General features: G+C 46.2%; 16 protein-coding genes and 1 pseudogene. 10 read left to right on the forward strand and 7 right to left on the reverse strand.

The annotated features are described in order from the left end of the window. Positions 1 to 101: 101 nt before the first annotated feature. Complete coding sequence (locus IGQ44_01650) at positions 102 to 983, forward strand: alpha/beta fold hydrolase (protein HIK36683.1); 882 nt, start codon at positions 102 to 104, stop codon at positions 981 to 983. Here IGQ44_01650 and minC read toward each other — a convergent pair. The 4 genes from minC to IGQ44_01670 form a co-directional block, all read right to left on the reverse strand. Next, a complete protein-coding gene (minC, locus tag IGQ44_01655) occupies positions 980 to 1,816 on the reverse strand; it encodes a septum site-determining protein MinC (GenBank protein HIK36684.1) in 837 nt (278 codons plus the stop codon). The two genes, IGQ44_01650 and minC, sit on opposite strands and share 4 nt — an antisense overlap. 72 nt (positions 1,817 to 1,888) lie before the next feature. Beyond that, on the reverse strand, positions 1,889 to 2,296 hold the full coding sequence (locus tag IGQ44_01660) for a DUF1824 family protein (protein HIK36685.1): 408 nt from the start codon (positions 2,294 to 2,296) through the stop codon (positions 1,889 to 1,891). 120 nt (positions 2,297 to 2,416) lie between these two features. After that, a complete protein-coding gene (locus IGQ44_01665; protein ID HIK36686.1) occupies positions 2,417 to 3,898 on the reverse strand; it encodes a DNA phosphorothioation system restriction enzyme in 1,482 nt (493 codons plus the stop codon). A gap of 60 nt (positions 3,899 to 3,958) precedes the next feature. Further along, positions 3,959 to 4,573: a Crp/Fnr family transcriptional regulator gene (locus IGQ44_01670; GenBank protein HIK36687.1), complete on the reverse strand. Its 615-nt coding sequence runs from the start codon at positions 4,571 to 4,573 to the stop codon at positions 3,959 to 3,961. 101 nt (positions 4,574 to 4,674) lie between these two features. Between IGQ44_01670 and IGQ44_01675 the strand changes: the two are divergent. The 6 genes and pseudogenes from IGQ44_01675 (at position 4,675) to secF (ending at position 14,711) form a co-directional block, all read left to right on the forward strand. After that, positions 4,675 to 5,049 (forward strand): annotated as a pseudogene (locus tag IGQ44_01675) (hypothetical protein). Positions 5,050 to 5,332: 283 nt separating this feature from the next. Next, on the forward strand, positions 5,333 to 9,325 hold the full coding sequence (locus tag IGQ44_01680; GenBank protein HIK36688.1) for a magnesium chelatase subunit H: 3,993 nt from the start codon (positions 5,333 to 5,335) through the stop codon (positions 9,323 to 9,325). A 245-nt stretch (positions 9,326 to 9,570) separates the two neighbouring features. Further along, positions 9,571 to 11,160: a DUF697 domain-containing protein gene (locus IGQ44_01685; protein ID HIK36689.1), complete on the forward strand. Its 1,590-nt coding sequence runs from the start codon at positions 9,571 to 9,573 to the stop codon at positions 11,158 to 11,160. Between the two features lie 113 nt (positions 11,161 to 11,273). Next, positions 11,274 to 12,257: an alpha-ketoacid dehydrogenase subunit beta gene (locus IGQ44_01690; GenBank protein ID HIK36690.1), complete on the forward strand. Its 984-nt coding sequence runs from the start codon at positions 11,274 to 11,276 to the stop codon at positions 12,255 to 12,257. 63 nt (positions 12,258 to 12,320) lie between these two features. Continuing rightward, positions 12,321 to 13,733, forward strand: a complete 1,413-nt coding sequence (gene secD, locus IGQ44_01695; GenBank protein ID HIK36691.1) for a protein translocase subunit SecD — start codon at positions 12,321 to 12,323, stop codon at positions 13,731 to 13,733. 9 nt (positions 13,734 to 13,742) lie between these two features. Next, the gene (gene secF / locus IGQ44_01700; protein HIK36692.1) at positions 13,743 to 14,711 is read left to right on the forward strand and encodes a protein translocase subunit SecF; all 969 of its coding nucleotides are present in this window, start codon (positions 13,743 to 13,745) and stop codon (positions 14,709 to 14,711) included. Here the strand turns inward: secF and sufR are convergent. Further along, a complete protein-coding gene (gene sufR / locus IGQ44_01705) occupies positions 14,708 to 15,352 on the reverse strand; it encodes an iron-sulfur cluster biosynthesis transcriptional regulator SufR (protein HIK36693.1) in 645 nt (214 codons plus the stop codon). The two genes, secF and sufR, sit on opposite strands and share 4 nt — an antisense overlap. A 263-nt stretch (positions 15,353 to 15,615) precedes the next feature. Between sufR and IGQ44_01710 the strand changes: the two genes are divergently transcribed. The 3 genes from IGQ44_01710 to IGQ44_01720 are packed head-to-tail and all read left to right on the forward strand — an operon-like array spanning position 15,616 to position 18,189. After that, the gene (locus IGQ44_01710; GenBank protein ID HIK36694.1) at positions 15,616 to 17,142 is read left to right on the forward strand and encodes a hypothetical protein; all 1,527 of its coding nucleotides are present in this window, start codon (positions 15,616 to 15,618) and stop codon (positions 17,140 to 17,142) included. Continuing rightward, a complete protein-coding gene (locus IGQ44_01715; protein HIK36695.1) occupies positions 17,142 to 17,657 on the forward strand; it encodes a hypothetical protein in 516 nt (171 codons plus the stop codon). Before IGQ44_01710 ends, IGQ44_01715 begins: the two co-directional genes overlap by 1 nt. Further along, entirely contained in the window at positions 17,629 to 18,189 is a 561-nt protein-coding gene (locus tag IGQ44_01720; GenBank protein HIK36696.1) for a prepilin-type N-terminal cleavage/methylation domain-containing protein, read from the forward strand. Before IGQ44_01715 ends, IGQ44_01720 begins: the two co-directional genes overlap by 29 nt. A gap of 10 nt (positions 18,190 to 18,199) precedes the next feature. Here the strand turns inward: IGQ44_01720 and IGQ44_01725 are convergent, their stop codons facing one another. Together IGQ44_01725 and secA are read right to left on the reverse strand one after the other, a co-directional pair. Then, a complete protein-coding gene (locus tag IGQ44_01725; protein HIK36697.1) occupies positions 18,200 to 18,562 on the reverse strand; it encodes a hypothetical protein in 363 nt (120 codons plus the stop codon). 117 nt (positions 18,563 to 18,679) lie between these two features. Further along, positions 18,680 to 21,505, reverse strand: coding sequence for a preprotein translocase subunit SecA (gene secA / locus IGQ44_01730; protein HIK36698.1), 2,826 nt, complete (start codon positions 21,503 to 21,505; stop codon positions 18,680 to 18,682). Between the last annotated feature and the right edge of the window lie 39 nt (positions 21,506 to 21,544).

The raw sequence follows: 21,544 nt of genomic DNA on the forward strand, positions 1-21,544 counted from the left end.
TATGATGTATGGGAGGATGAGGAGGAATATCGTCCTGAAAAGGTGAATATCCCCCGGAAACAAAAAATGCCTGAATATGAGGAGGGTTAAGCCAAATACAGATGACGACACATCTGGCAATGGCCTTTTATACATGGAAGGGCCTCCGGGTAGCCTATCGCTGTTGTCTTCCCGCCAATCCCACCAGTAGGGCAGTGGTTTTTGTTCACGGTTTTGGGGCTAATAGTGGTCATTGGCGTCATAACCTCCCTGTAATAGGCAAACACTATAACAGTTATGCCCTTGACCTTCTGGGATTTGGAGCCTCTGACAAACCCAGTCCCCGTCTTATTCCATATACATTTGAAACTTGGGGCAAACAGCTGGGAGATTTTTGTAGGGAAGTGGTGCAACAGCCCGTCATCCTGGTGGCCAATTCCATAGGCTGTATAGTGGCAATGCAGACGGCAGTATTCTATCCCCAATTGGTTTTGAATATTGCCGCCTTTAATTGTTCACTACGTCTGTTACACGAGCGTAAACGAAAAACCCTCCCCTGGTATAAGAATTGGGGGGCCCTTGTTTTACAGAGGCTACTGAGGAACCGTTGGCTGGGGAGCTACTTTTATCACTTCCTTGCCCGCAAGGAGGTTATTAGGGAACTCCTACTGCAGGCATATCAAGAAAAGAGGGCAGTGGATGAGGAGTTAGTAGAGCTGATCTATCAGCCTTCTCAATCTCCGGGGGCCATGGATGTCTTTCTGGCCTTTATCAATTATTCTACTGGCCCTATACCAGAGGAGCTCCTTCCCATTCTACCCTGTCCTATTACTTTTTTTTGGGGGAGTCTAGATCCATGGGAGCCAGTACATTTGGGCAGAAAACTGGCAGAATACCCCTGTGTAAAGGATTTTATCGAATTGGAAGGGTTGGGTCACTGTCCCCACGATGAGGCGCCTCAGGTTGTCAATCCCCTCCTTTTAGAATGGTTGGCTAAAATCTAGGGGCTATGAGAGGTTGTAGGGAAAGTGGCTTGTCTCTCCCTCCCAACCACCCAGTATTGGGAGGAGGGGAGATACTCATAGCTGCGATAAAATAGTTCAGCGGCACAGATTCTTATCCCTTCCGAACTAATATAGGCCACTTCTGGCACGGGATGGGGAGGGAGGGAGGAAGGGGCCCTGGCTACTAATCCGGCAATCCTCAACTGGGTGGGTTGCATTTTCAATGCCATGATTACTGCCTGACGATTGCCATTAGCCCCGGCATGGGCTATTCCCCGTAATACTCCCCAAATTAAAACATCTCCCCCTGCCACAATTGTCGCACCCGGATTTAAGTCTCCCACCACCACTACACTCCCTGGATGGCAAATTTCCACCCCCGAACGAATGGTTGTTTTCAGGTACAATGGTTCCGATAGTTCTTGACTTGTTTCCTTTGGTTCTTCCATAATATCTTGTATTACGGAGTAGCCGCTACTGGCCGCCGCTACTGCTGTTTGTCTCCTCTTTGTAATTACTAGCTCCAGTTCCAGTCCCACCTGTTCTAGTATAGTTTTTAACTCATTCAATTGTCGCCTGTCCAACAGACGTCCCTGGGTTTGTAGTTGGGTTTTTGTACCGGGTTGCCATGACTTTTCTATTTTTTGTAGTCTATACTTGAAGTCGTCTATTATTTTCTGCCATGTCTCATTTTCTCCCCCCTCTGTTGTTGCCGGCAGTGTTACCTCTACTATTTTGCCCTTCCTGGTTAGGTTTATTTGTTCTTTTATTGTCGGCTCGACTTTCCCTTTTTTCTCTTCATTATTCCCCTGAATATTTTGCTGCTCCATCATGATGTCTTATCAAATACGCTCCTATTGGCCCGGTTATATTTATTATAGTTTTTCTCAGGTAAATCCTTTGTATCACTCAAAAAGGTCCAGGGGAAAATAACCATAAGTGCCCACAATAGCCTCATTTTCCCTGGAAAAAATTGTGAGCAGCACCCCCCGATAATTTTCCGGATATGATTCCCAGTAGTAGTTTTTTTTCTCGGTGCTAAACTTCATGTAGACTCCACTATTTATCTCCCTTGTCTTCTCAATTTTAACTTCAAAATCACTGCCAAAAGCCCTCAAATAGGAATTCAAACTCCTCACTGCCTCTTCGATGTTGTCGGCACAAATACCGAAGTTTTGGGCGTCAGAAAGACTTACAATTAGTTTTAATGCCTCTTGTAATTGTTTTTTCTCCTCTTGGGAATTTATAACTTTAACCTGGGAACAACTATAACTTTTTAATAGAGACAAAGACTCTGCCAAAAACCTCTCCATGGAATCATCAATAACAACAAATACCAACTATTTATAATCCTACGTTAGAATATCATGCATCCTGGAAAACTACAAGGGGAAAAACCCCGCTAGCACTTTCTGGTATCATGGATTTTAGTTTTAATCTTCCCCCTCGATGAGATTGTATATTTTTCCTAGCAGATTGTAGGCTGAGTCGGAGTTTTTTGCCAGCCTAGCAAATTCCACTAGCCTTGCCAACTCTCTTTTCAGTAGACTCCTTTCTACCGCCCAAGCATCCCTTTCCATCAGTGGGGGCAAGACTATCATATCAAAGATATTGGCCTCTTTCTTACCAGGATATGGGCGTAAAATCCTCCCCCTTCTTTGAATAAATTGACGGGGATTTGTGCTACTGGCAAGAATTACTGCATTGGCAATCATGGGAATGTCTACTCCCTCATCCAAACATCTAATGGCTACAATTCCATCCAATTCCCCATCCACTAGTTGCCTTTTAATTCTTTCCCTTTCCTCCGTGGGAGTTTCAGCAGTGTAAGTATTGACTTTGTAGTTTAATTCCTTGCCCAGAATTTGAGTTACTGCCTCTAGTTGTCTTGTGTTTTGACTGACATTCCCATCCCCACAGTAAAACAGAGTAGGTTTCATTTCTCTTCTTTCTCTCATTAAATTTCTTAGGGCTATTAATTTATTTTCTGCTACTGCCACCAGACGCGCCCTTTGCAACAATAGACTCCTCAAACGAGGACTATATTCTATGTCTTCTCCATCTGATATAGCCCAGCCTATCTTCTGAGTTATCCTAGCATATTTTATCGCTTCTTCGTAGGTTAATTCTACCATTATCGGATAGTAGTTGTATTCCACAAGGGCTCCTTTTTTGATGGCCTCACCTATAGTAAACTCGGGTTGTAAAACCTTACCAAAATAGTCTATTAATAATTCTGTGCCCCCGTCATCAAAATGTCTTTCTGGAGTCGCACTCAAGGCTAGTCTTAACCCAATACTGCTGGGCAAAACACTAAGAAAACGGGGAGTGCCCAAATTATGGGCTTCGTCACCGACAATCAATGTTTTGGGGTGGAAATAGGGTATTAGAGACTGGAATCTGTCAGTAATAAAAGTTGAATTAGTGACAATTACTGTAAGGAATTCCTGGAGATTATGGTTTAGTAAATACAGCTGTTGAGTCAGGATATTCTGCCAATCAGATGCATTTTCAAAAGCCAAAATGGGAAGGAGATTGAATCTTTTTGCCTCCTTTTCCCACTGGGTGACTAGATGACGAAATGGACAAATTATTAGGAGGATTTTTAGGCCGATTCTCTGGTACAACTCAGTAGCAATAGCAAGGGCAGTAATAGTTTTACCACTGCCAGTAGCCATTTTAAGTGTACCCCTGCCATGATTCTTAAACCAGTTGATTATTGCTTCCCGTTGGTAATCTCTTAAAACTAAATCAGGGGGAAACTGGGGAAAACCACTGCTAGAAGAAGGAGAATATCTACTTCTCTTTTCCGCTAATGCTAGTCTGTTTCCCCTATTTATTTGTGTTACTAGATTATCCCAATCAATCTGAGAAGGGTGGAAAAGGGGGAAGGATAAAAAACCCTGAGTTGGCATCTACGGGATAGAAGGTTACTCAATCAGTTATTTCTAGTTTAATTGAATTGTGGTAACCCATTAAACCTCGTCAACGTTGGCGTCTAAAAGGGAATTGTAAATCACAAGATAGCGTTGAGAGTTAAAGGCAATAATCCCTTTTTTCTGTAATTCCCCCAACAGACGAGTGACGGTGACTCTTGTAGTACCGATAGCACTAGCCATCATCTGATGAGTAATTCTCACCGGTATGACAGTGTGGGCATTTGTCTCTTCTTTTTCCCCCAAATATTGGGCAAGTAGTTTTAAAAGTCGTATTAGTTTATGTTCCACCCTTTTAAGGCTGGCAATAACCAAAAGTTGTTCAGATTGTCTAATTCTAGTTATACTCTCCCGCAAGACTTGTTGACATAAAAGGGGGTTTTCTAATAATTCTGGCTGGGAAAACCATTGCAGGTAGACTTCAGATAGGGCCCTGGCTTGTAAATTACGTAGATTGGTAAACCAGCTGCCAAAAAAGTTACCCGGTTGTGCCCAACCCAATACGGTTTCTTCTCCCCTACGGTTGACACTGTATAATTGGACTATGCCGCGACTTACCTGCCAAACTCCCTGGGGGGGGAGGGGGATTTCTTCTGCCTTCTCGTAGAAATGCAGTCTCCGGTTGGCCACTGGGAGGGGATGATTTAGTAACATAATAGTTATTGTGACCCTGGCAACGTTTGTTCACCTCTTAGCCTAGCGAAGGAAAGTTAAGAGAAGGTAATCTACAGTTTAAATTTTGATAGGTTGACCGTATGTGGGAAAAAGACCATGGGGAGGGGGGCTTGTCTCGTCTCCCAGAAGAGGTGACAGAAGAAGAAATAGAAAAATTACATCGGCTTACTGTTTACGGAAGGTGGGTAGTGGTAATTATCCTGTGGTTATTGCTAATGCCCCCCAGTCTGTGGAGGCTAAGAGAAACTATTGCCCTATGCCTAGAATATTGTACCTGGTCGGCTATTAGAATAGGCCTAGAATTTCACCCCTGGGCCACATTAGGGATTAGCTTTTGTGTAGGAATACTGACGGCTACCCTAGTTTGGCAGAGTTTGAATATTCTAAGGGGTGGCCTCTCTCCAAGACAGAAACTGTATCTGACAAAACAAATCCTGAGAATCCGTCGCCGTGGCAGTGGCAAAAGGAGTGCTTTTCTTTTCCCCCTAGAGTCTTGGCTTTATCGCTACCTGTACAAGAAATAGGGAGAAATATGAAAATTTGTTAAACAACACTGCGGATAACCGTACATATGGACGACTTTATAGGTAAAAGAGCCTATTTTCGTGGTACAAACTATGTAAGGGGAGGGTCTGTCTCTCTCCTAGGAGCAAGAGTATGGGTTTTATGATGTAAATCCCTACTCCGCCATAATATAAGGGTATTATAAAATAAATAAGAGAAGGGAGATAGTAGTAGATGTTTACTTTCGTAAAGTCGGCGATAAGACACATAGCCCCAGAGGAATTACAAGGACGTGCTTTAATGAAGGTGGTATATGTGGTATTGGAGTCACAGTACCAAAGTGCAATTACAACGGCAGTAAAGTCTATTAACGCTCATAACCCGAATTTGGCAGTAGAAGTAAGTGGTTATTTGATTGAGGAGTTAAGAAATACGGAAAACTACGAACAGTTCAAAAAGGACGTATCTCGAGCAAATGTATTTATTGCCTCTTTGATTTTCATAGAAGAATTGGCACAGAAGGTAGTGGCGGCAGTGCAGCCCTATCGAGACAAACTGGATGTGATAGTGGTATTTCCCTCCATGCCGGAGGTGATGCGGCTGAATAAGATGGGCACCTTTAGCATGGCACAGTTGGGGCAAAGCAAAAGCGTCATCGGCGAATTCATGAAGAAAAGTAGACAGAGGGCGGGGGCAGGCTTTGAGGATGCCATGCTCAAGTTGTTACGCACCCTGCCGACGGTGTTGAAATATCTGCCGGTAGACAAGGCTCAAGATGCCCGTAATTTCATGTTGAGTTTCCAATACTGGTTGGGAGGATCACCGGAAAACCTGGAAAACTTCTTCTTGATGCTGGCGGATAAGTATGTGTTTACTGGCGAAAAATCACTGGTAAGAAAACTAGGCTATGCCGAGCCCATAGTATACCCCGAAATGGGGATATGGCATCCTTTAGCCCCCAAAATGTTTGAGAATATCAAGGAGTACCTACAATGGTACAACAGTAGGGATGATATCGACGACAGTCTGAAAGAGCCCCTAGCTCCTTGTATAGGGCTGGTGTTACAAAGGACCCACCTGGTAACGGGGGATGATGCCCATTATGTGGCCATGGTGCAAGAATTAGAATACCGTGGGGCAAGGGTGATTCCAGTATTTGCGGGAGGGTTGGACTTTTCTAAGCCGGTGGACGAGTACTTCTGGGATAAACCTGTACAAGGAGTCGAACCTATTCCCATTGTGGACGCTGTAGTATCTTTGACAGGCTTTGCACTGGTAGGAGGGCCAGCAAGACAAGACCATCCCAAGGCAATAGAATCTCTAAGAAGACTGAATCGTCCCTACATGGTGGCCTTGCCTCTGGTATTCCAGACTACCGAAGAGTGGGAGGAAAGTGACCTGGGCCTACACCCCATCCAAGTGGCCCTACAGATTGCCATACCTGAGTTGGATGGTGCCATTGAGCCTATAGTCCTATCAGGAAGAGATGGTGCCACTGGCAGGGCCATCACTTTACAAGACAGGGTAGAGGCTATTGCCAAAAGGGCTCTAAAATGGGTAAATCTGCGCAAAAAGCCAAAATCCGAGAAGAAAATAGCTATTACGGTGTTCAGCTTCCCACCAGACAAGGGGAATGTGGGCACTGCCGCCTATTTGGATGTATTTGGCTCAATTTATGAGGTGCTAAAGGCCTTGAAGGAAAATGGCTACAACGTACAGGACTTGCCAGCAAACGCCAAAGAGTTGATGGAGATGATCATCCATGACCCAGAGGCGAAGTATGCAAGCCCACAATTGAATGTCGCCTACAGGATGAGTGTGGAGGAGTATGAGCGTCTGACTCCCTATTCCCGCCGCTTGGAGGAGAATTGGGGGCCACCACCAGGACATCTCAACAGTGATGGGCAAAATCTCCTCATCTATGGAAGACACTTTGGCAATATCTTCATCGGTGTCCAACCTACCTTCGGTTACGAGGGGGATCCAATGAGACTACTGTTTTCCCGTTCAGCATCCCCCCACCATGGCTTTGCCGCTTACTACACCTATCTGGAGAAGGTATGGGAAGCCGATGCGGTATTGCACTTTGGCACCCATGGCTCGCTAGAATTCATGCCAGGGAAGCAAATGGGGATGTCAGGGGAGTGTTATCCAGATAGTCTCATAGGCAATATTCCTAACATCTACTACTACGCCGCCAATAACCCTAGTGAGGCCACTATTGCTAAACGTCGTAGTTATGCGGCTACCATATCCTACCTGACACCACCGGCGGAGAATGCGGGATTATATAAGGGTTTAGAGGAATTGAAGGAGTTAATTGGCTCCTATCAGACTCTCAAGAGTGGTAGCAGGGGTATTCAAATTGTAAATACCATCATAGAGAAGGCGCGGCAGTGCAACCTGGACAAGGACATACCCGACATTGAGGGGGAAATAGACCCCGCCAACATGTCTGAGGAGGACAGGGATAGAATTGTGGGAGCGGTATACCGTAAGTTAATGGAGATTGAATCCCGTCTGTTGCCCTGTGGCTTACATGTGATTGGCAAACCCCCCACCGCCGAAGAGGCTGTTGCTACCCTGGTTAATATCGCCAGTGTAGATAGGGAGGAGGAGGGAATCGTCTCTCTGCCTAACCTCTTGGCTAAAAGCCTCGGCCGTAACATAGAAGAGATTTACAGTAATGCAGATAAGGGGATACTAGCAGACGTAGAATTGTTACAAAGGTTAACAGAAGCCACCAGGGAGGCAGTAAAAGCCTTTGTGGCAGAGAAAACTAATGAGGAGGGACGAGTATCCCTAGTCTCCCGTCTCATCAACAGGGGCAAAAAACCAGCAGCCTTGGCCAAATTACACGAACTGGGCTATGTGGTGGACGAAAGGGCCCTTAAACCCCTTTTAGAATATCTGGAATTCTGCCTAGAGCAAATATGTGCTGATAATGAATTACAATCTCTACTAAAAGCCCTAGACGGGGAATATGTATTGCCGGGCCCCGGTGGTGACCCGATCCGTAACCCGTCTGTATTACCAACAGGGAGGAACATTCATGCCTTGGATCCCCAAAAAATACCAACTCTGGCGGCGGTAAAATCGGCGAAAATCGTCGTAGACAGACTTCTAGAGCGTCAAAGACAAGAAAACGGCGGCAGATACCCGGAAACCATTGCCTGTGTGCTGTGGGGCACCGATAACATCAAAACTTACGGGGAATCCCTGGCCCAAATCCTATGGATGGTGGGGGTAAAACCAGTACCAGATGCCCTAGGGAGGGTTAACAAACTAGAATTGATACCTCTGGAGGAATTGGGCAGGCCCCGCATTGATGTAGTGGTAAACTGTTCGGGGGTATTCCGGGACTTGTTTATCAACCAGATGGCCCTTTTGGATCGGGCTATCAAAATGGCGGCAGAGGCAGATGAACCTCTAGAAATGAATTATGTACGTAAACATGCTCTCCAACAGGCTGCTGAGTTGGGTATCGATTTACGCCAGGCAGCTACGAGAGTATTCTCAAATGCTTCGGGGTCTTATTCTGCTAATGTAAACCTAGCGGTGGAAAACAGCAGCTGGGAGGATGAACAACAGTTGCGGGAAATGTACTTGAACCGCAAGTCCTTCGCCTTCAACTCCGACAATCCTGGCATAATGGTGGAAAACCGGGCTATCTTTGAAAGGGCCTTATCCACCGCTGAGGTAACCTTCCAGAATCTGGATTCCTCTGAAATCAGTCTCACCGACGTCTCCCACTACTTCGATGCTGATCCCACCAAGGTAGTGGCCTCCTTACGGCAGGACGGCAAAAAACCCGCCGCCTATATCGCCGATACCACCACTGCTAATCCAACGGTTCGCACCCTTTCCGAAACCGTCCGTCTGGATGCCCGCACTAAACTCCTCAACCCTAAATGGTATGAGGGTATGCTTTCCCATGGCTATGAGGGCGTCAGAGAGTTGTCTAAACGTCTTGTTAACACCATGGGTTGGAGTGCCACTGCTGATGCCGTCGACAACTGGGTTTACGAGGAAACTAACGAGACTTTTATCAAAAACGAGCATATGTGTAAGCGTCTCATGGAATTGAACCCCCATTCCTTCCGTAAAATCGTCGGCACCCTCCTAGAAGTCCATGGCCGTGGCTACTGGCAAACCTCCCAGGAAAACATCCAACGTCTCCAACAACTCTATCAGGACATTGAAGACCGTATCGAGGGTGTAGATTAATCTTCTGGGGGACCCTTTTTGGTCCCCCCACCCCTCTCTCTTGCTATTTAATCTCAATAAAAATTAGCGTAGCCCAAGTGTTTCGGCAGTCCCTCCGCCTGCCGCCCCGCTCCCCCTATCCTACCCCCCTGCCCCCCTTTCTGTCAAGGGAAAAATGTAAATTTTTGTGAAGAGAAGGAGAATGATAATAGCAACACTAAGGGGGATAATAGCAGTAAAAAGGGGAGAAAGGGAAGTAAGAGAGAATGTCACTTTCGCAAATAATTGCCCTCATAGTGGGGTTGAGTATTATTCTGGGGTTGGGGTTGTGGTTGGTAACAAGTCTGGCAAGGCTTTATAGTGAAATTGCTTGGACAAGTCCTCTGTTGGCGAATTTATTGGTATTTGTGATTATAATATTGCTGGTAAGTATAGGGGGGATAGTAATATACTATCTGGGGAGTGGAATAGGGGAAAAGGGGAAGAGAAAGGAAAGAAAAAGGAAAAAGATAGAGGCAAAAGGGAAAAAACCGGGGGAGAAAAAACAAATAGCCCAGGAAACGTTGCAGGGGCTGAAAAAACAATTGGCACAAATACAGGATGAGGTGGCAAAAAGGGCCTTGTTGGCAAAACAACAGGCAATTGAGGCGAGTTTAAAAAAGGGCTGCCTAAAAGTGGTGGTGTTTGGGACAGGTAGTGCAGGCAAAACTTCCCTGGTAAACGCCCTAATGGGAGAAATAGTGGGAGAGGTAAAGGCAAGTATGGGCACCACTAAAGAGGAAATGTGTTACACCCTAAAACTGCCAAATGTAGAGCGAGAAATTACACTAATAGATACACCGGGAGTTCAAGAAATGGGGGTGCCGGGGGATATTCGCGAAAAATTGGCAAGAGAACTGGCAGTATCAGCGGATTTATTGATATTTGTTTGCGATAATGATCTGACGGCAACAGAATTCAAAATCCTAAAAGCCTTGGCAAGTATAGGCAAACGCACTGTGCTGGTGTTCAACAAAATTGACCTATACTCGGAAGAGGAACAGGAAACAATTATGAGGCAGCTGAAAGAAAGAGTAAAGGGGATTATACCCCCAGAAGACGTCATAAAAGCCTGTGCAAACCCCCAACCCATTCAGTTTGCTGAGGGGGAAACTATTACCCCAGAAGTGGAAGTGACAACTGTGGTGAGACGTATCGCTGCTATTTGTCGCGCCGAGGGAGATGATTTGTTGGCAGACAATATCCTATTACAGTCAAAGCAACTGGGAGAGGAAGCAAAAAGACTTATAAGTAGACAGCGAAATCGTCAGGCTGAACAGATTATAAACCGTTATCAGTGGATAGGAGCGGGGGTGATTGTCTGTACACCACTACCAGTAATTGACATGTTGGCGGCAGCAGCAGTCAATGCCCAAATGGTGGTAGAAATAGGACAGGTATATGGTTGCCAGTTAAACAGGGAAACGGGGAGGGATTTAGCAGTGTCTCTGGGAAAAACCCTCGTCAGCCTGGGCATTGTTAAGGGGGTAGTGGAAATAGTAGCAAGGACACTACAAGCAACAGCAGCAACCTATCTGGTGGGCAAAGTAATTCAGGCTATTAGCGCCGCCTATTTAACCCGCATTGCCGGCAAAAGTTTTATAGAATACTTTAGCCATGACCAGGATTGGGGGGATGGGGGGATTACTGAGGTAGTACAGAGACAATTTGAATTGAATCGCAAAGAGGAATTTATCCGTGCTTTTGTCCAGGATGCCATAGAAAGGGTAATTGAGCCAATAAGGGAAACCCTAGATTTCCGGGAAACCACAGAGGAGGAGGGAGACTGGGAAGAAGAATGGGGAGACTGGTTGTAGTGGGGTTTATAGGCCTGTTAAAGCTTGACAGGTGGAAGAAAGACCCGTGAAAAGATGGTAAGATAATTCTGGCTATGAATATTTACTAGTTAAGGACAAGGAAGTATTGGTAGATGGCAGAAACCTTAATGTTTAACGCCTTGCGTCAGGCCATTGACGAGGAAATGGCAAGAGATGATAGGGTGTTTGTATTAGGAGAAGATGTGGGACATTATGGGGGCTCCTATAAGGTAACCAAAGGGTTGTATAAGAAGTATGGGGAATTGAGGGTATTAGATACACCCATTGCAGAAAACAGTTTTACAGGAATGGCCATAGGTGCGGCTATGACTGGATTGCGCCCCATCGTCGAGGGGATGAATATGGGGTTTTTACTATTAGCATTTAACCAAATTGCCAACAATGCCGGGATGCTACGCTACACCTCCGGTGGGAATTTTAAAATACCAATAGTAATCCGTGGGCCAGGGGGCGTGGGCAGACAGCTTGGTGCTGAACATTCCCAGCGTTTGGAGGCCTATTTCCAAGCAATACCGGGTTTGAAGCTCGTGGCTTGTTCCACCCCCTATAATGCCAAAGGTCTACTAAAATCTGCTATTAGAGACGATAACCCCGTAATCTTCTTTGAACACGTCCTGCTCTATAATTTAAAGGAGAATATACCAGAGTACGAATATACTTTACCCTTAGACAAGGCAGAAATAGTAAGAAAGGGAAAGGACGTAACTATATTGACCTACTCCAGGATGCGACACCACTGTCTGGAGGCACTGAAACAGTTGGAAAAAGAGGGATATGACCCAGAAATAATAGACCTAATTTCCTTAAAACCCCTAGATATGGCCACCATTGGCGAATCTGTGAGGAAAACCCACAAGGTGGTGATAGTAGAGGAATGTATGAAAACTGGCGGAATTGGGGCAGAGTTGATAGCCCTAATAAATGAACAACTCTTTGACGAATTAGACGCACCGGTGATTCGTCTCTCTTCCCAGGACATTCCCACTCCCTACAATGGGACTTTGGAAAGACTTACTATCGTACAACCGGAACAAATAGTAGAAGCAGTGCGTAAGATTGTCAATAACCGGGTTTAATCTCATCTTGGCGTAGTAAAAAATGCTACGCCAGTAACTTAGAAGAATTGGAGAAAGTGCCGGATGGAAAGACAAAGGGCCTTGGTATTGTTAATTATAATCCTGGTAACAGCGGCAATAGTAACACTGGTGAAGCTACCTCTTCAACTAGGATTGGATTTAAGAGGGGGGGCTCAATTGACGATACAACTTAAGACTACCCCAGAAGTGCCCACCATCACCCCAGAGAAACTGGAGGGGGTAAGGACGGTTATCAATAATCGGGTTAACGGGTTAGGGGTATCAGAGGCGGTGGTGCAAACAGTGGGTAATGATCGCATTTTAGTACAATTGCCTGGCGTCAGTGACCCCCAAGAGGCGGAAAGGGTTTTGGGAGGCACGGCCATGCTAGACTTCCGTCTAGAAACCGATAATCCCCAACTAAGGGCTCAATATCAGATAAAGAAACAGGAATTGGCCAGTTTAATTATAGCTTCCCAGTCTCTTTCGGGGGAGGAACTGAAGGAACAGGAGGAGAAAATAAAAGAGGTAAAAAGGGAAATTAAAGAGATATTGGCCCAACTGTACCAAAAAACTGGATTAAACGGCGAAAAATTACAAACAGCAACCTATCAACCCAGTCCTCAGGGGAATGCCTGGGAGGTGGTGATAGAATTCAACAGTGAGGGGGGGAAACTGTTTGCGGAGTTGACGAAACAGCTAGCAGGAACCGGACGTACTTTGGGGATATTTTTAGATGACCAACTGATCAGTGCCCCTACGGTAGGCGCGGAATACGCCCAAACGGGGATTATTGGCGGTAGGGCCACTATTTCCGGTGGGGGAGGCTTTACCCTGGAACAAGCTAGGGAGTTGGCACTACAATTGGAAGGAGGAGCACTACCGGTACCAGTAGAAATAGTGGAAAACAGGACAGTTGGGGCAACTTTAGGACAGGATAGTATCCGTCGCAGTGTGGTGGCGGGAGTAGTGGGGCTGGTATTGGTGTTGGTGTACATGATAGTATACTATCGTCTGCCGGGGCTGATTGCCGACATCGCCTTGATAATATACGCCCTGTTGACATTGGCCTGTTTTTCTCTTGCAGGCGTCACCTTGACTTTGCCAGGAATAGCCGGGTTTATCCTGAGCATTGGCATGGCGGTGGATGCTAATGTGTTGATTTTTGAGCGCACCCGGGAAGAGTTAAGACAGGGGAGGACATTGTATCGGGCAGTGGAATCGGGCTTTTACAGGGCTTTTTCCAGTATCCTAGATGGCAATGTAACTACACTAATTGCCTGTGCTGCCCTTTTCTGGCTGGGGTCGGGTTTAGTAAAGGGTTTTGCCCTGACATTGGCCATTGGGGTATTGGTAAGTATGTTTACCGCCCTAACCTGTAGTCGCACCTTCATGTTGATTACAGTACTAGGCTTCCCCGCCATCCGTCAACGTCCTGAGTTATTTTGTCCCAACATAAAACCCGCGGATAGTTAGGAGAAGACAATGGTGTCATTCAATGTTATCAGGTGGCAAAAGGTTTGTTGGCTGTTTTCTGCCACTGTTTGTCTTGGAAGTATTGCGGCCATGATAATATCATATAACTCCCTCGGTGCCATTATTCGTCCCAGTTTAGACTTTGTGGGGGGCACTAGATTACAAATGGAGTTGGACTGTAGTGTACCCAATAATTGTGACCAACCTCTCACGGTAGGCAAAGTGAGGAAGATACTAGAAAACCAAGGACTGGCCAATAGTAGTATTCAAATAGTGGGGAAAGAACAGAGGACCATCTCCATCCGGACAAAAAATCTCGATGTAGAGGCCAGGGCAAGGCTACAGGAGGCTTTGACGAGGGGGATAGGTGTATTCAAACCAGAAAGCATGCAAATCGACACTGTGGGGCCTACCATTGGCAAGGAGTTGTTCATTTCTGGTAGTATTGCCCTTGTAGTAGCCTTTATCGGCACAGTGGTATACTTGAGTGCACGTTTTCAACGAGACTATGCAATTCTAGCAATAATAGCTCTCTTCCACGATGTGTTAATAACCTGTGGCGTATTTGCGGTATTGGGTTTAGTAGCAGGGGTAGAAGTAGACAGTCTGTTTCTAGTAGCCCTACTGACGATTATTGGTTACTCGGTTAATGACACGGTGGTAATTTACGACAGGGTGAGGGAGATTACCAAGACGGGGGATAGTGATGATATTGAGGACATAGTCAATAGGGCAGTGGAACAAAGTCTAACTCGTTCCCTTAATACTAGTTTAACCACACTGTTGCCCTTAATTTCCATATTCCTGTTTGGGGGGGAAACCCTGAAGTATTTTGCCCTTGCCTTGATTGTGGGTTTTGTTTGTGGAACCTATTCTAGTATTTTCATAGCCAGTACCATGTTGGCCTGGTGGCGGAAGCAAAACAATTGGCATAATCCCCAGTTTAGGGGGGAGATAAAACAGTTTTCCGCCTCCTAATTCCCCTTATAGGCTATCAGATAACCACAATGGTGTTCCCCTTCATTAATCCAACTTGTCCTTTCCACCCTACAATCTGGGAAAAGGGAGACAAACATCTCTAACTCGTGACTGCACACCTGGGGATAAGATTCGGCTACTTCGGCTATAGCACAGTTGTGTTCAGAAATGAAAAACTGGGGGGGATTATCCTTCAGTAAAAAAAGTTCAGCCATATACCCCTCCTTCCTTCTAATTTCCACCAGTTGGTTTAATCTTTCCTCCAGAGAGTTTCCCGTAAGTAGACGGCGATAATTTTCTGCTTTTTTCTGCCACTGTTTAGCCAACACCTGGGAAACCGCCTTCTCCCCTACGGTTTCTGCTAGGGTTTCCAAGAAAGAGATGGCAAATTCTCCATAGTTTTGGGGGAACAAGTCCCGCCCTTGACGGGACAAATAATACAAGTGTAAGGGCCTCCCCGTCTTTTTATGTACCACCTCATATTCTACCAGTCCCTGTTCATATAGGTCCTTGAGATGGCGGCGAATCCCCTGTGGGCTGAGCTTCATTGCCTTGGCAATGGTTTGTACTGAAGCCCGATTTTCCTTTAAAAGATACTGTAATATAGCCTCCTTACTAGCCTGCTGTGGGGAAGTAATCATAATCTTCCTCGTATCCTGTCACCCTATTGCCCCTATTAAAACAACAACCATGTTGCTTAACTCCCCAGTATAGCATCCCCTCTCAGCCCCTAACCCCCGGGAAAACTAGTCTACAATTGAGTAGGAGAAAATTAGGTAGAAATCCCGTAATCTGAGAGAGAAAAATCTAATATAATATAGGCAGCAACGGGTGGGAGCTGTTGGGAAAGAAAACATAAAATTTCATTACAAACCAATAAAAGGGTAAAAAAAGGGGGAGGAAAATGAAAAACAAGGGTGCGGCTGAATTTAAGTTTTGGCTTTGGTGGCTGGGGATTCGACCTCAAAAAAGAGAAGAGGGCAACACCCTAGTAATAGCTATAGTGTTAGGCCTGTTGTTGATGGTGGGGACAAGTATATCCCTGTTGAACTCTTCCAGGGCAAAAACCAATGCCAAATCGTCGGAATCCAGCCAACAAGCCATGGCGGTGGCCGAATTGGGGGTGGCAAGAGTACATGATTTTCTGGTGCGTAATCCCCTTCTGGCCATGCACAATATAACGCAATGGGACAGTCTGGCAGGCACCACCCAGACCATAGGTACTTTTACTAATACCTCCAGTGGCACCTCCACCTGTCAGAATATAGTCAACGCCAGTGGTGTCTCTCCCCTAACCACTACTGTGGGCCGATTTAAAACCGACGGAGACTTGGTGGAGGAGAATAACCCCCGTAAGGGAGCTATAAAGGTGATAGACTACAGATATGAGGAAATAATACCGCCGGCAAGTGCCACCAACGGGCAAGTATATGCCTATGGGCACCTGACAGTAAGGGGCCAAATAAACCCCACTGCCAACAACGTCACCGAGGTATTTGCTGATAATCCTTTCGCATCCAAGTCACAGGTAAAAGTAAAAATACCCCTGAGGAAAAGTAACGCCCCCTTCTCCTTCCCCGGTGTTTGGATTAGTAACCAGGCGATCGGCTCCCCTACAAATAGTATTATTCAGGCCAATCTCCTGGTGCCCAATTGTAACAACATGGGGCTGCAAATAGCCTCGGGCTATCGGGTAATCCTCTCACCAGTGGCAAGCCAGTTTCCTCCTCTGCCAACTCCCCCCGCCGATACCAACCCAAGATACTACAACCTAGGCAACATCACCAGTTCCATCACCCTGCCTAGGTCAACAGATGAACCTATTGAAACGGAAACGGTAACTCACAACGGCAATACCTATCAGGTGAAAGTCTATAAATACAGGGTAAACAACATTAGCCTAAACGGCGGGGAGAGGATTACTATCATACCGGGCCGGAAGGTGGTGTTGCACCTATACGGCAACATATCCCTCAGTGGCAGCCAGGTGATGGACAACAGTTGTACTAGTGTCCCCAACAGTTATACCTGTAACAACAATACCAAAATTGTAACCTACCACCCCAGCGGCGAACAGAGCGTTTTCCGCAGAGAGAATCTGGTAATCCTAGGTTACGCTCAGAAGACGGGGCCTGCTACCAGTACTCAGCCTAGTATCTGTCTGGCAGGTGGGGCAGAAATATTCGGGTTTGTATTCGCGCCGGACTATGCCGTAGGGGCAGCAGGCACTGGTAACGGTAATGGCTTCACAGGGGCGGTTTGGGCCAGACTTTTTAACCCCCCCAGCGTCTGTGGTTCTAATACAGGTCAGGTGGTTGTGGTTCAAGATATTACAAACTGGGATTTCCTAGAAGGGGTGGGAATAAGAATGAGCAATCTGCCACCTAAAGTGGATGCTATCACCCAGTGGGAAAGAAAGGAGGCTAACTGATGTGGATTCGTCTGCTGCTAGCCAGGTTGGTATCGGAGCCCCCTTTTGCCAATGAGGAGGAGGGTTTCTCCCTTTTGGAGGTGTTGGTAACCATCTTGGTGATTACTGGTTTCGTTTTGGGCGCACTCCAGGCTAGCGTCTTAGCTACCCTTTTCCGGATACAGGCTAGGGATAGGCAAGAAGCGGCCAACTGGATTCAACAGGACTTGGAATTAGTTCGTTTCCACGCCTATTATGGACTGACGGGGAATAGTAGCCATTGTGGACAGTATGGTACACGTCTAAGGGATCATCTGGTAGCCCAAAACTTCACCGGAAATGATACTGTTACAATAGAAAACAGAACCTATCAGATTTCCAGAAGATATGACCCCGCCAACAACACCCTCAGAATCGAATACACAGTGCAATACGCCCCCTCCCACCCCCGCTTTGGTAGCGGTGGCAATAATATTGTATCTCGGTTGACAACGGAGGTTTTACCCCATGCGGCCATCAACAACTGTCAGCAGTAACAATACCTCCTTTCAAGAAGGGGATGGGGGTTTTACCCTGCTAGAGGTAGTAGTGGTGGTTGTAATCCTGTCAATAGCTAGTGCTTTAGCTGTGCCCAACTTATTGGAGTCTCAACGACAAGAAAAGGTAAAACAAACCTTCAGTGAGATAAGGGGAGCCCTCAGCGAAGCCCAAATCAACGCCATCCGCCGTAGTGGCAACTGCACTGTAACTGTTAACAACAACGGGGTTACAGGTAATCCCCAGGGATGTATCCTAGAAAGGATTACTATAGACAGCAACGTAGTGCATGTTAATTCTACCAGGGGGAATCTCCCTGTTAGTATTACTTTTAACTACAACGGAGAAGTAACAGTAGGCGACATTCAAACAATACACATAAGACCTAAAAACTCTTCTGGTCAACCCATGCCACAAAGGGGGTATTGTATCGTCATCGCCAACACCCTAGGCATGATTAGAACGGGTGTATATGATCCTAGTACACCCAACACCAATTGCAGCAATGTGGACAACCTGCGTTATCAATAGACTAATTAGCCTATTTGAATTTAACCCGGTTGTGTAGCCAGTTGGTTACTCTTATGGGCAAATTCCTCCTAACCCAACGCCAGGCTATAATGCGAAAAATGGGTTTTGGGGTGGAGGCCAGTTTTTTTGCTAGTTTATTGAGGGGAGGATTGGGAATCTTCTTGTTGATCAAGTTTATAACCCCGATGTCGTAGAGACAGTCGAGAATCAGTTTGATAGTAGTCTCCTCCTTTAGAGTGATATTCTCCAACAGTAAACAAATATCTTTTAGTCTCTGTTGTTGGAAACGCTTCTCCTCGGGGGTTAACTCTGGCAGAGGCACGACTTTTTGGTTGTTTTGGGGTTTAAAAACTAGCCTGTTTGAAGACGTCATAGACAGAGATAATTGTACCAGGGGGGGAAGGGAAGAAAATAACCCCTCTCTGTATCATAGTGCAAATTGCCACCAGAAAAAATCCCCCCTGTTGTGGTGAGAAATAGGTTGCCCGTCTTACTTGTTAGCCGGCTGGGGTTGTATCCGGGGTTGGAATTGGAAGAGGGAATATACCACATTACGGCGAATATCCGCCATCATTTCCAAAAACATTTCGTATCCCTCTTGCTTATATTCTATAAGAGGGTCTCTCTGACCATAACCCCTCAAACCAATAGAATCCCTCAAGGCATCCATTTTCTGCAAATGTTCCCGCCACAGGGTGTCTATCTGCTGTAAGATGAAAAACCTCTCTGCCTGTCGCATCAAACCGGGTTGGACTTGCTCGATTTGACTCTCCTTAATATCATAGGCTTTATGCACCTCTTCGTGGAGGAAGGCTTTTATCTCCGAAACAGTCATGTCTTGTAAATCCTCCACGGTGATGTCTTGCAACAGGTAAACAAACTCCTTCACCTTGTCTACCAAAGCCTGCAAATTCCACTCGTCAGGGGGCAAGTCAGGATTTACATAGGCGTCCACAATCTCATCCATGGTCATGGTAGCATATTGCAGTACCTGCCCCTTCAAGTCCTTACCTTCTAAAACCCGACGACGTTCAGCATAAATGGCACGACGTTGATTGTTCATCACCTCATCGTATTCTAGCACGTTCTTCCGGGCATCATAATAGAAAATTTCTACCTTCCTCTGGGCGTTTTCCAGGGCGCGGGTAAGCATTGGCGATTCAATGGGCATGTCTTCCTCTACCCGAAAGGCATTCATGAGACTGGCTATCCTCTCCCCACCAAAAATCCGCAATAAATTGTCTTCTAGACTCAAAAAGAAGCGGGTTGAACCGGGGTCACCTTGTCTCCCCGCCCTTCCTCTCAATTGGTTGTCAATACGCCTCGATTCGTGTCTTTCCGTCCCAATTACGTGTAACCCTCCTTTCTCCACCACTAATTCATGTTCCTTTTTTGTGTATACCTCATATTCTTTGCGTATAGCTTGGTAAGCTTCACGTAATTTACGGATTACAGGGTCATCAGTGGGGCCTTTCTCGGCGGCAATAGCGACTTTTTCCTCCGCTTCCAATTCTGACAGAGATTGTGGCCCATAGGTTTGGACAGCGAATTTGACGGCCTCCTTTAACAACTTTTCCGTTTGGGGGGATAACTCACAGGGGAATAGATTAGAGGCAGGCTTCCAGTTTTTCCGTTTCTTCTTACCACCATCGGCAAAACCCTGAGGTTTAACCCGCCTGTTTAAGTCAACACCGGGTATATTGGCCACCAACTGGTCATCTTCTTCCGGCGCTACTAATTGTGGCATGAAATATTCACGGAGTTTGAGTCTAGCCATATAGTCGGCATTACCACCGAGAATTATGTCTGTACCACGACCAGCCATATTGGTGGCAATGGTTACCGCCCCTAATCTGCCAGCCTGGGCGATGATTTCCGCCTCCCTTTCCACATTCTCTGGCCTAGCATTGAGGACATTATGAGGTATCCCCCTTTCTGTCAGCAGCCGGGACAGTAATTCAGATTTTTCTACACTAGTAGTACCGACTAGGACGGGGCGACCAATTTTATGCATCTCTTCACACTCGTCAGCCACTGCCTTCCATTTGGCCCTCTCAGTCTTGTAGACTACATCGGGATAGTCGATCCTCTGACAGGGACGATTGGTGGGGATTACGGTGACTTCCAAATTGTAAACCTTCTCAAATTCCGTCTCTTCCGTCTTGGCAGTGCCCGTCATCCCTGACAATTTGGGATATAAAAGAAAGAAGTTTTGATAGGTGATGCTGGCAAGGGTTTGGGTTTCTCGTTGGATTTCTACCCCCTCCTTGGCTTCTATAGCTTGGTGTAACCCGTCACTCCACCGTCTGCCGGGCAACACTCTTCCCGTAAACTCATCTACAATTACCACCTCGTTGTTGCGGACAATGTAATTTACATCCCGGATAAACAACTCTTTTGCCTTGAGGGCATTGATGATATAATGAGCCCATGGGTCTTCTGGATCATACAAATCCTTAACCCCCAGTAACTCCTCTACCTTGGCATAGCCTTCTTCTGTCAGGAATACATTCCTCATCTTCTCGTCCACCTCATAGTCTCCCCCGTCTCCTTCCTCCTTACTCCGTCTCAACAATTGAGCTATCTTTGCCGCTTGTATATATTTTTCTGTGGGCCTTTCCACCTGACCTGATATAATCAAGGGTGTACGGGCTTCGTCAATCAGAATCGAGTCCACCTCGTCTATTATGCAATAGTTGAAGGGTCTTTGTACTACCTCTGACATATCTGTTGCCATATTATCCCGGAGGTAGTCAAAACCCAACTCACTGTTGGTGGCATAGGTGATGTCTGCGTTATAGTTCTTCTGTCTTTCAATGGTAGACATACCACTTTGAATCAGCCCCACCGTCAAGCCGAGGAAACGGTGAATTTGTCCCATCCATTCCGCGTCACGGCGGGCCAGGTAATCGTTCACGGTTACAATATGTACTCCCTCGCCGGTGAGGCCATTGAGATATGCTGGCAAGGTAGCCACGAGGGTTTTCCCCTCCCCGGTTTTCATCTCTGCTATTTGCCCCATGTGTAGTACTATGCCCCCCAACAACTGTACATCAAAATGACGCATCCCCAACACTCTTACGCTAGCCTCTCTCACCAGGGCGAAGGCTTCTGGTAGAATCTTGTCTAATAGTGCCTCTTTTTCCGCTTTTGTCTTGGTTTTAGCCAGCATTTCCTTGAACTCTCTTGTTTTTGCTCTCATTTCCTCGTCTGTCAGCTTTTTCATCTCCTCCTCTAGGAGGTTTATTTCCGCCACATACGGTTGTAACTTCCTTATCTTACGAGCGTTAGGATCGCCAAATAGTCTTTTTAACATAGCCCCTTTTTTATAACCTGTTAAAATGTCAGCACCTTT

Origin of the sequence: Geminocystis sp. M7585_C2015_104, assembly GCA_015295805.1 — a bacterium.
Taxonomy (GTDB): Bacteria; Cyanobacteriota; Cyanobacteriia; order Cyanobacteriales; family Cyanobacteriaceae; genus DVEF01.